The 10,994-nt window shown below is 47.3% G+C and carries 10 protein-coding genes and 1 rRNA gene; 10 read left to right on the plus strand and 1 reads right to left on the minus strand.

The window, feature by feature from the left end; translation table 11 throughout:
- Positions 1–25: 25 nt before the first annotated feature.
- The 8 genes from AC2TDN_RS18115 (at position 26) to AC2TDN_RS18150 (ending at position 8,970) form a co-directional block, all read left to right on the plus strand.
- Positions 26–409 carry an ATPase gene (locus AC2TDN_RS18115; protein WP_482067544.1) on the plus strand — a complete coding sequence of 128 codons (384 nt, stop codon included), beginning with the start codon at positions 26–28 and terminating at the stop codon, positions 407–409.
- A 165-nt stretch (positions 410–574) separates the two neighbouring features.
- The gene (gatC, locus tag AC2TDN_RS18120) at positions 575–862 is read left to right on the plus strand and encodes an Asp-tRNA(Asn)/Glu-tRNA(Gln) amidotransferase subunit GatC (RefSeq protein ID WP_482067701.1); all 288 of its coding nucleotides are present in this window, start codon (positions 575–577) and stop codon (positions 860–862) included.
- Positions 863–897: 35 nt separating this feature from the next.
- On the plus strand, positions 898–2,355 hold the full coding sequence (gatA, locus tag AC2TDN_RS18125) for an Asp-tRNA(Asn)/Glu-tRNA(Gln) amidotransferase subunit GatA (protein ID WP_484689535.1): 1,458 nt from the start codon (positions 898–900) through the stop codon (positions 2,353–2,355).
- A gap of 36 nt (positions 2,356–2,391) precedes the next feature.
- Positions 2,392–3,831, plus strand: coding sequence for an Asp-tRNA(Asn)/Glu-tRNA(Gln) amidotransferase subunit GatB (gene gatB, locus AC2TDN_RS18130; protein ID WP_482067542.1), 1,440 nt, complete (start codon positions 2,392–2,394; stop codon positions 3,829–3,831).
- 145 nt (positions 3,832–3,976) lie between these two features.
- Complete coding sequence (locus tag AC2TDN_RS18135) at positions 3,977–4,684, plus strand: MgtC/SapB family protein (protein WP_484689538.1); 708 nt, start codon at positions 3,977–3,979, stop codon at positions 4,682–4,684.
- Entirely contained in the window at positions 4,666–6,615 is a 1,950-nt protein-coding gene (locus AC2TDN_RS18140; RefSeq protein ID WP_484689540.1) for a DUF4097 family beta strand repeat-containing protein, read from the plus strand. Before AC2TDN_RS18135 ends, AC2TDN_RS18140 begins: the two co-directional genes overlap by 19 nt.
- A 75-nt stretch (positions 6,616–6,690) precedes the next feature.
- A complete protein-coding gene (gene perR / locus AC2TDN_RS18145) occupies positions 6,691–7,125 on the plus strand; it encodes a peroxide-responsive transcriptional repressor PerR (RefSeq protein ID WP_482067539.1) in 435 nt (144 codons plus the stop codon).
- Between the two features lie 171 nt (positions 7,126–7,296).
- Entirely contained in the window at positions 7,297–8,970 is a 1,674-nt protein-coding gene (locus tag AC2TDN_RS18150) for a glycosyl hydrolase family 18 protein (RefSeq protein ID WP_484689542.1), read from the plus strand.
- A gap of 116 nt (positions 8,971–9,086) precedes the next feature.
- On the opposite strand, the gene AC2TDN_RS18155 is transcribed toward AC2TDN_RS18150, so the two are convergent.
- Entirely contained in the window at positions 9,087–9,446 is a 360-nt protein-coding gene (locus tag AC2TDN_RS18155; protein ID WP_482067537.1) for a YgzB family protein, read from the minus strand.
- 153 nt (positions 9,447–9,599) lie between these two features.
- Here AC2TDN_RS18155 and AC2TDN_RS18160 point away from each other — a divergent pair, with 153 nt between their 5' ends.
- Complete coding sequence (locus tag AC2TDN_RS18160; protein ID WP_482067536.1) at positions 9,600–10,487, plus strand: nucleotidyltransferase-like protein; 888 nt, start codon at positions 9,600–9,602, stop codon at positions 10,485–10,487.
- A gap of 418 nt (positions 10,488–10,905) precedes the next feature.
- Positions 10,906–10,994 (plus strand): 16S ribosomal RNA (locus AC2TDN_RS18165); the annotation flags it as partial.

Below are 10,994 nucleotides of genomic sequence, written 5' to 3' on the forward strand. Positions count from 1 at the left end.
GGCGAAGAAACAGGAGTTGAGGACGATGCTACAATTAGGCACAAAGGTCGTCATAGTGGCTGACCAATATGAACAAAACCTTCCCATCGGAGAGCATGGTTATATAATAGCTTACGACCGCAACGCGGATAATGTATTTGATTATGTGCTGAGAGTCCCATCGGCCAATCGGAATTTTCTTATTCCAGATGAAGACGTGGAGCTTGAAGAGGTGCTTATTCAGGATGAGGTTGACCGTATCGAGCGGGAGGCGCTAATCGATTTTGCGCTTGCGACTCATAATGAGGAATTGTTTAAACGCATTATGAATGGCGGGAATGAAAGCGAGCCGGAACCGGATAATACGGGCAAGGAACCGCTTAGCCCAGCGGACTTTATTCGTCAGGTTAATCTAAAAGCTTGGATTTAAGCAGCAATTAATCAAATTGGACTGTTCTGTATGTCAGCCTGCTGATATAAGGAACGGTCTTTTTTTTTCGCGAAAAGAGGAACTTGCCGTTTACATTGATGTTCGCCCTAATTGTGAGATATAATAGGAAGAATGATTACAGGAATAGGAAAGGAAGAATACCCGATGAGCATTACGGCCAAGGATGTAGAGCATGTCGCCAGACTGGCGCGTTTAGAGCTTTCCGATTCGGAGAAGGATCAGTTCACGGAGCAGCTTAATGCTATTTTGAAATATGCGGAAAAGCTTGATGGACTGGACACGGAAAATGTTGAGCCGACCAGCCATGTGCTGCCTATTACGAACGTTATGCGTGCGGATGAGAAACGCCCGTCGCTGCCGATCGAGAAGGTGCTGCTCAATGCGCCTGATGAAGAGGATGGACAATTTAAAGTACCTGCGGTACTTGAATAATACGAATGGGTTTTATATGAAGGGAGGAACTACTGTTGGCACTGTTTGATTTGCGCCTGCAGGATGTACATAACAAGCTGAACAATAAGGAACTGTCTGTTTCTGAGCTGGTTAGCGCATCATATGCGAGAATTGCAGAGACCGAGCCTGCTATCCAGGCTTTTATTACATTGAATGAAGAGAATGCGCGCTTGCAGGCTTCCGAGCTGGACAAGCAATTGCAAGAGGGCGGCGAACGCGGTTTGCTGTTTGGCTTGCCGGCGGGTGTGAAGGATAATATTGTGACGGAAGGGCTGCTTACGACCTGCGCGAGCCAATTCCTGAGCAATCACAATCCGATTTATGACGCTACAGTCGTTCGCAAGCTCAAAGCGGCTCAATCGGTCACGATTGGCAAGCTGAATATGGATGAATTCGCTATGGGCGGCTCGAATGAGAACTCAAGCTACTATCCAACACGCAATCCTTGGAATACGGAATACGTGCCAGGCGGCTCAAGCGGCGGCTCGGCGGCTTCTGTTGCTGCGGGTCAAGTGTACTTCTCGCTTGGCTCCGACACGGGCGGCTCGATCCGTCAGCCCGCAGCGTATTGCGGAATCGTGGGCTTGAAGCCGACATACGGCCTAGTTTCACGCTTTGGACTAGTCGCATTCGCATCATCTCTCGACCAGATCGGCCCGCTTACCAAAAATGTAGAAGACTCCGCTTACGTGCTGCAAGCCATTGCCGGCTACGATGCAAGCGATTCTACTTCTGCGAATGTGGAGATTCCGGATTATACGTCAGCACTGACTGGCGATGTTAAAGGTCTACGCATCGGCGTGCCTAAGGAATACCTCGGAGCGGGTATTGACCCACGCGTCAAAGAAGCGGTGCTCAAAGCATTGTCGGTATATGAATCGCTTGGCGCGACATGGGAAGAGGTTTCGCTGCCGCATACGGATTATGCGATTGCTACTTACTACCTGCTCGCTTCCTCGGAAGCCTCATCGAACCTAGCCCGCTTTGACGGCGTGCGCTACGGCGTTCGTGCGGACAATCCAGCCAATTTGATCGATTTGTACAAGAAATCTCGCAGCGAGGGCTTTGGCCCCGAAGTGAAACGCCGTATCATGCTAGGTACGTATGCGCTTAGCTCCGGCTACTACGACGCTTACTACTTGAAGGCTCAAAAGGTACGGACGCTGATCAAGCAAGATTTTGACCAAGTGTTTAGCCAATATGATCTGATCATCGGACCTACGGCTCCGACGCCAGCATTCCGCATCGGAGAGCAGGTTGGCGATCCGTTAACGATGTATTTAAACGATATTTGTACCATTCCGGTTAGCTTGGCAGGCGTTCCTGCTATTAGCGTGCCATGCGGTACAGCTGACGGCTTGCCGATTGGCCTGCAAATTATCGGGAAGGCGTTCGACGAATCGACGGTGCTGCGCGCCGCTCATGCGTTCGAGCAGCACACGGAGCATCATAAACAACGTCCGCAGCTATAAGCGGTCATATATACGTTTACGAAGGGATCGATACGAATGTCTGAACCGAACAAATACGAGACGGTTGTCGGGCTGGAAGTCCATGTGGAGCTGCATACGAATAGTAAAATCTTTTGCGGCTGCTCTACGGCTTTCGGCGCGCCGCCGAACACCCATACCTGTCCAGTATGTCTTGGACATCCCGGCGTCTTGCCGGTACTGAACCGCCAAGCGGTTGAATATGCAATGAAGGCGGCAATGGCGCTCAACTGCCAGATTGCCGACATCAGCAAGTTTGACCGTAAAAACTACTTCTACCCGGATTCGCCAAAGGCGTACCAAATTTCACAGTTCGATCAACCGATTGGCGAGCATGGCTGGATCGAAATCGAAGTGAACGGTGAAGTGAAGCGAATCGGCATTACAAGGCTTCATCTCGAAGAGGATGCAGGCAAGCTCACTCACGTTGACGGCGGCTATGCATCGCTTGTCGATTTCAACCGTGTCGGCACGCCGCTAATCGAGATCGTATCCGAGCCGGATATCCGCACGCCTGAGGAAGCGAAGGCTTACTTGGAGAAAATTAAAGCGATTATGCAGTATTGCGATGTTTCTGACGTGAAGATGGAAGAAGGAAGCCTGCGCTGCGATGCGAACATAAGCCTTCGTCCTTACGGACAGAAGGAGTTCGGAACGCGTGCCGAGCTCAAAAACATGAACTCCTTCCGCGGCGTTCAGCGCGGCCTTGAGTACGAGCAATTCCGTCAAGCGGAAATTCTCGATGGCGGCGGAGTAGTTATCCAAGAGACTCGTCGCTTCGACGATACGCTTGGCAAATCGTTCTCTATGCGCGGCAAGGAAGAAGCTCATGATTATCGCTACTTCCCGGACCCGGATCTCGTTTCGCTTCATATTAGCGAAGAGTGGAAGCAAAGCATTCGCGCTACGATACCAGAGTTGCCGGACGCCCGCAAAGCGAGATATACGGCGGATTACAGCCTGCCTTCTTACGATGCTGAAGTTATTACTTCATCGAAAAAGCTTGCGGATTTCTTCGAGGAAAGCCTTGCTTATACGAAGGATGCCAAAACCGTTTCAAACTGGATCATGGGCGATCTCCTAGGCTACTTAAATGCAAACGGCCAGGAAATTTCCGATGTAAAAATAACCGGACAAGGTCTTGGCGAAATGATCGGCTTGCTTGAGAAAGGCACGATCAACGGAAAAATCGCCAAAACTGTATTCAAAGCGATGCTGGAATCGGGCAAGCTGCCTCAGCAAATCGTTGAGGAGCAAGGGCTCGTTCAAATTAGCGATGAAGGCGCGATTCAAGCGATCGTGAATCAGATCGTAGAAGCGAATCCGCAATCGGTCGAAGATTATAGAGCAGGCAAAGAAAAAGCGATTGGCTTCCTCGTTGGGCAAATCATGAAGGAATCCAAAGGGAAAGCAAATCCTGCGCTTGTAAATAAGCTCCTAGTTGAGCGCTTGAAATAAGTGCAGCTTCGTCCAAAAACGCGGTTCATCGTTATGATGAGCCGTGTTTTCTTTTTGACCGTCATGTTGGTAAGATGGCCTGTATGCTCTAGCTGCTGCATACAATTATGTTACAATAGCTAGTAAAGAAAGGTCGGGATCACCAATGATGAGTACACTTGATAATCCCTGGTACATCAGTGAATTGCACATTTTACTAAGGCTTCTTCTCGCCTTGCTGCTTGGCGGCCTTGTCGGATTTGAGCGTGAGCAGTCGAATCATGCGGCAGGACTTCGGACTAATATTTTGGTTTGTTTAGGCTCATGCTTGCTCATGCTGCTCTCCATGTACGGATTTACTTCTTTTATTGATGAGCCGAACGTAAGGGTTGACCCCGCGCGTCTTGCTGCGGCTGTTATTACCGGCATTGGCTTCCTTGGAGCTGGTACGATATTATTTACCGGAAAATCGATTACAGGCTTAACGACCGCCGCATCCTTATGGGTCGTATCTGCGATTGGATTAGCTGTCGGAGCGGGCTTCTACTTTGCATCAGCGACGGTGACGATTATGGTTCTAGTCACGCTATGGGCGTTTAATAAATTGGAGAAAAGGTACATTAGCGCGGAAAAGGAGCATTTACTCAAAATCAAGGTTAACAATCTATCGAAAGCCTTACCCGATATAAATGGTTTGTTGACCGATCAAAAAATTCTCATTCGAAAAATGCTCTTGGAGGAGTGTGAGGATGATGGAAAAGGCGAGCAGATCATGCTTCAGGTTTACGTTACGCTGCCTAAATCGGAAAAACTGCTTATGCTGCTTGATAAAATAAAGCATTTGGAGGGTGTACGTTGGGTCAGCTCAGAATAAAACGGACAAAAAACAGACTGCTCACCGTATTGCTCGCGTTCGCATTGCCAGGTGCTGGGCATATGTATACGGGACAGCACCCGAAGGGCTTGCTGTTGATTACCGCCTTTTTGCTGGATCTGACAGCGATCGTCAGGCTAGCGGATTCAGATGGCGGCAGGCATTTGCTGTTAATTGCTTATTTAGGCATCATGCTTCCCGTTTTTTATTTTATTAGCGTCTTCGATTCCTTGCAAAGCACGGAAGCTGAAGATCATAGCCCAGTTGCACTAAATCGCACGCTCGGCTTTATCATCTTGGCCGCCGGGGCAATCATGCTTGTTTTAGTAAAGCCTCCGCAAGCGATTTTGCCTTGGATGAATGAGCTTGCGGAGTTTTCCATAGGTCCCATTATCATCATTGCAGCGATCACATTGCAGCTGCGTTCACGGAAAGGATCGGTATCTATGTTTAAGCTGGGTCGTTTTACAGCAGCGGTGCTTGTCCTTACTGTCGGGGTGCTTCTTCTGTGGGATCAAATACAAGGAAGAAATGATATTTCGCTACTTGGACAATGGTGGCCGGTCATATTTATATTATTAGGCCTCGAAGTAATAGCATTCAGCATAAAGTTTAAGGGAACGAAAAAGAAGCTAAGGCTTGACGTCGCGGGAGGGATGATCGCGTTAGTCATAACGATGACCGCATATGTAGTTACCCAATATGCCGATATCCCTTTTCGCTGGCTGGATCAATTTAATGTCGATTTGAACGGCGCTGCGGATTACGGAGAAGAAAAGGGCTTTCGCTATGACAAAGCAATTATTAAAGTGCCGCTGGATGAAGCTGCTTCCCTTATCCAAATCGTAAATCCGAATGGACAAGTAACGGTTCGCTCGGGCGACGTACAGGAAATCGAGCTTTTGACAGCGGTATGGGTCGATTTACCGGACAAAACGGAAGCAGATGCCATAGCGGAGCAATCGACGGTAAAAATTAATCCCGGAGCGGAGGTGACGCTTGAAGCAAAGGGACAATCATACGGAGCTAACGGAAGCATGAAGCCAAGAATGAATATGATTATTACGGTGCCGATGTCCCTGTCGGACCAGTTCCAAGTGGAGGAGATCCCTTCCGAAACGCCGATACCTTTGGAATCCGAACAACCTATTAATGCAACTAACGCAGCAAATTCTGAAACACCGCTTACTTCTGGAATTGCTCTTGATACGAGTCTACAATTAGCAACCGAGCCTCCAGGCAATACGGATAATATCCCCATCGAAGAGCTTGAGCAAACACCACAAAATATTGAAGATTTGGAAGAGCAGCAGCCGGCTTTGAAGATGAAGGTGGAATCTGGGAATGGCCCTGTCGAAGTGAAAGCATTGACGCTGCCGGGAGGTCTAGACATTCGGAGCAGCAGCGGAATTGTTACGGTCAGCAACATTAATGGCTCGGTTTCCGTCAAAGGGAATAATGGCGATATCCATATCAGAGGTATAACGGGAGACAGCAGTATCGAAACGAAGAACGGCACGATTGCAGCTGAGACGATTCAAGGCAAGCTGTTTGCCAATACGCTTAATGGCAGCCTGGAAATCAAGCAGATCGAGGGAGACATCGAAGCGGAAACCAAAAACGGTAAAATTAAAATGAATGGCGCTGGCGCTTCAGTCAAAGCGGATACGCTAAACGGCAGCATTGAGCTGAAAAGCGCAACCGTTGGCGGCGACTGGGATTTGGATAGCTCTGTTGGCGAAGTGATGCTTGCGATGCCTCAGGATGGTCATTTCACGGTTTTCGGATCGGTAACATTCGGTAATATTACGTCCCAGCTGCCGCTAGAAGTAAGCAAGAAAACGATAAGAGGCACAATAGGTGAGGGCACTTTCCGGATCCAAATAAATGCAACGAACAGCATAATGATCAAACAGTTTGGGCTTTCCTAAAAAGGCGCTTTCATTGACAAACTCTTAAAATAGAACGTACAATAGTTGTAACTACTTAGGAAGGGCGTGAGGGGAATGGGAGCCAGCGTTAATTTAGCACTGGAGCAACTGAAGATGAATGGTGTCCGAATGACCCCGCAACGTCACGCCATATTAAGCTACTTAATGGACTCCATGTCTCACCCGACTGCAGATGAAATTTATAAAGCGCTCTCTCCTTCTTACCCGAGCATGAGCGTAGCTACCATATATAACAATCTGCGTTTATTTGTAGAAGCTGGATTAGTGCGTGAGCTGACTTATGGCGATGACTCTAGCCGTTTTGATTCAGATTTATCCGATCATTACCATGCCATTTGCAAAAATTGCGGTTCTATCGTCGACTTTGATTATCCGCCACTGCTTGAAGTAGAGCGTGCAGCATCACGTGTGACGGGCTTCGTAGTTGAAGGTCACCGGATGGAAATATACGGCGTTTGCTCCACTTGCAATACCACATCAGCGAAATAAATGGCGATAAAGCCTATAAGAACGTGCCGGGAAGCGAGTTAACGCGCTAATCAGCACGTTTTTTATTATCATGAGCGATTACACAAAAGTTTTGAACAGGAGAGTGAGCATTTGGAAACGATGTACAACCGAGCGCCCCGACGAAGAGGTAACCGGGGATTTCGGGGACTTATGTTTTTATTTATTGCAGCGATGGCAGCCGTTTTTTGCTGGTATGGATATATTCATTTAGTTCCGAATAATGAAAAGGTTGATCCGGTCTATCGAACGGAGCATCCGATCATCATTCGCGGGATAGAGGCAGAGCAAGGTGCCATTATTGAAAATAATGAAGTGAAGCTTCCGCTCGCTGCCCTTCAGCAAGTGCTTGGAGAGGACAAGCCTATCCGCTATGAGCCGGATTCCGGCTCCATAATTTTGACGACAGCGAATAAAGTGCTTCATCTAAAGACGGATTCCTTAACGGCAACAATTAACCAAAAGCCTTACAATTTGACGATAGCTGCAGAAACCTCTAATGAAACGGTCTATATTCCAGCAGAGCCTTTGAAGGAACTTTACGGTCTGCAAGTGGAATTTGATCAGAAAAGAGGCATCGTGACGCTTCTATCAGCAGGGGAGAATGTTCAACTAGCGGAGGTCATGCCGAGGAAGGGGGCTGCCATTCGTACCGAGCCGACCATTCGTGCTCCATATGTAGACAAGGTGTCTCAAGCACAACCGGTTAGAATTTGGGAGGAGCAATCAGGCTGGCTTCTTGTCCAAAGCAGCGATGGGCTGACTGGCTTCATTAACAAAAAAGACGTAAAGCTAACGACGATCGATCAAATGCCTCAAGCGGCGAAGGAACCGCCATTCATTGCTTGGAAGGTGCTTGGCAATAAAATCAATATGACGTGGGAAGCCGTGTATGAACGGAAAATTGATACTACAAAAATTAGCCCAATGCCAGGCGTTAACGTAGTAAGCCCAACCTGGTTTGCTTTAGCTGATGACAAAGGGACTATTAAAGGGAAGGCCGATCCCGCTTACGTGAAATGGGCGCACCAGCAAGGCATGCAAATTTGGGCGTTGTTCAGCAATGATTTTGAGCCAGATCGTACGACTAAGGCTTTGGCAAGCGCTGAGACAAGGTTCTCGATGATCCAGCAGTTGATCGCTTTTGCCGAGGTTTATGATTTGCAAGGGATCAATATTGATTTTGAAAATGTGCATACGTCCGATAAAGCAAACTTTGTGCAGTTTGTTCGTGAGCTAACGCCGCTTTTGCATGAGCAAGGGTTGGTTGTGTCGGTAGATGTAACTCCAAAATCGAATAGCGAGATGTGGTCGTTGTTTCTTGATCGCGCGGCCTTAGGCGGTATCGTCGATTATATGATGGTAATGGCGTATGACGAGCATTGGGCTGCCAGCCCAAAATCCGGATCAGTCGCATCTCTGCCATGGACGGAGAGCTCACTCGTTCGTATTATGCAGGAGGACGGTGTTCCAGCCAGCAAGCTTATGCTCAGCATGCCGCTCTATACAAGGATATGGACGGAGAAGAAGGGGGAAGACGGGAAAATAGCGGTCTCCTCAAAAGCAGTAGGCATGGAACGAATAAAGGAAATTATTAGTACGAAGAAGCTAAAGCCGGTGCTTGATCAAGCGGCTGACCAAAATTATGTGGAGTATCAGGAAGAAGGAGCATTGAAACGGATTTGGATTGAGGATGATGTATCCATGAAGGCTCGGGTCGCATTAGCGCGCAAGTACGATTTGGCAGGTGTCGCTACGTGGCAGCGTGCGTTCCAAACACCAAACATCTGGAAAACGATCGACGATGCCATTCATTTAAAGCCATAATACATTTTTATCTAATTAAATAAGAAAAAGCCCTCTTCGCATGAATGATCATGGATGAGGGCTTTTCTTATGTTGAATGCCGCCATAAGGCGGGGCTGACGTATGCGACTAGCACATTACACTTGCTGTTCAGTCGGACTGTGCGTTGCTTGAGCAGGGTCGAGTGTCAGCATCGTTTTGCAATACATGCAGCGATCGGTTTTCCCAAGCATCTTGGTTGGTCGTCCGCATTCAGGACATTGCAGCATCGTGGCGCTTGTCGACATCATGCCAGCCCAGAAATAGACGGCAACGCTGATCAGCAGTGAGATCATGCCGATTACCATGAAGATAGCAGCGATAATCTTACCGGCTTGTCCCAAAAATACGATGCCGGCGGTTCCGAGTATCATTACGCCCATACCTACCAAGGTGAAAACGAGCCCCCAAAGACGGAATTCATTGATTTTGGCGGACTTAAAAAAGAACTTGTTCATGCATTCAAACCCTTCCTATGACTAATGACTTATGAATTTGAGACTGTTTCTAAGTTAGTAAGCAGGAATGTGCCTCCAACATGTCGAAAAAGAATAGCACTGTAGATTATTATTATAGCTTAATAAAATGTGATTAGCTATATGGAGGAACCAGTGGAACATATAAAAGCACACTTCGCAGGCAGCTATCGTAATGAACCTAATCTGATCGGTTTAGCTGTTATTGAAAACCCATATCCTTATAATCCATTAATCGATGGCTTAGATTCGTTAGTGCTCGTAGTTTTAGAGGAGGAAGCTCATACTCGTAATGAGACGGAGCATGTCCAAATCAACGGCAAGCGTGTATTGATTCGTACCATTGATGCCAAAGGCTTGAATGCATGGTTGGCTGGCGGAGAAAATCGCAATATTATTGAGTGGCTAGTTCGGGGGGAGATCATGTTGGATCGCGACGGCTATTTAAGCGGTGTACGTGAACATCTGCTTCAATTCCCTGATTCCATGCGGGAGCAAAAGCAATTTACGGAGTTTGCCGGCTTCTTAAGAACGTATTTACAAGCAAAGCAGGACTTGCTCGATGGCAACTTGCTTGATGCATACAGCCATGTGCTTATCGCGCTGCATCATTGGGCTCATATTGTTTTAATAGAAGAAGGACGTCATCCAGAGCTCACGGTGTGGAAGCAGCTTAAACGGGTTCATCCGGGGATATACAAGCTTTATGAGGAGCTTACAGTAAGCCCGGAAACGTTAGAGCAAAGAGTGCAGCTAGTTATGCTGGGATGCGAGTTCTCCGTGATGAGCAAAATGAAATCAAGCTGCGCGTTATTGTTCGATATTCTCGGAAGCCGCGAGGAGCCTTGGAGCATAGCCGAGCTGCAATCGCATTCTTCAATTAATGTTTTGCATGTCGATTTATCGCTAGTTATTCAAAAGCTGGTGAAGCGTGAGTATGTACGCGAGGTTGCCGTCATGCATGAGCTTGGAGATATAGGAGCTCTTGAGCTGCGTTATATGATCAATAACACGAAAAGCTAATAATGTGAGTCATATGAAGAAAAAGCGTTGGCTTTGCCTGTATGAATGGGGGCAAAATAGCGCTTTTTTTATTTATTAAATAATCTGGTGAATAAGCTTGACTTGAATTAAGTTCAGATGATATATTAGTACTCGCCGCTTTTACAGGACACATAAACGCGAAATCGACATCTCAAAAAAAATGTCGAACAACGAAAAAAGTGCTTGCAAAGAGATGGGCGAATGTGATATATTATAAAAGTCGCCGATACGAAATAAGCGGTTGACGCAAATGAAAAGATTGCTCTTTGAAAACTGAACAACGAGTAATAACTGCCCTTGCGATTCTAACGAATTGTAAGAAAAAGCGATAAAAAGTAATGAGCATTTCAAACACATGAAGCTTTTCTCTTCGACATCGCGTCGAAGCGAAAACTTCCATTTGGAGAGTTTGATCCTGGCTCAGGACGAACGCTGGCGGCGTGCCTAATACATGCAAGTCGAGCGGATCTTGTCCTTCGGGATAAG

Source organism: Paenibacillus sp. Y660 (genome assembly GCF_057221575.1).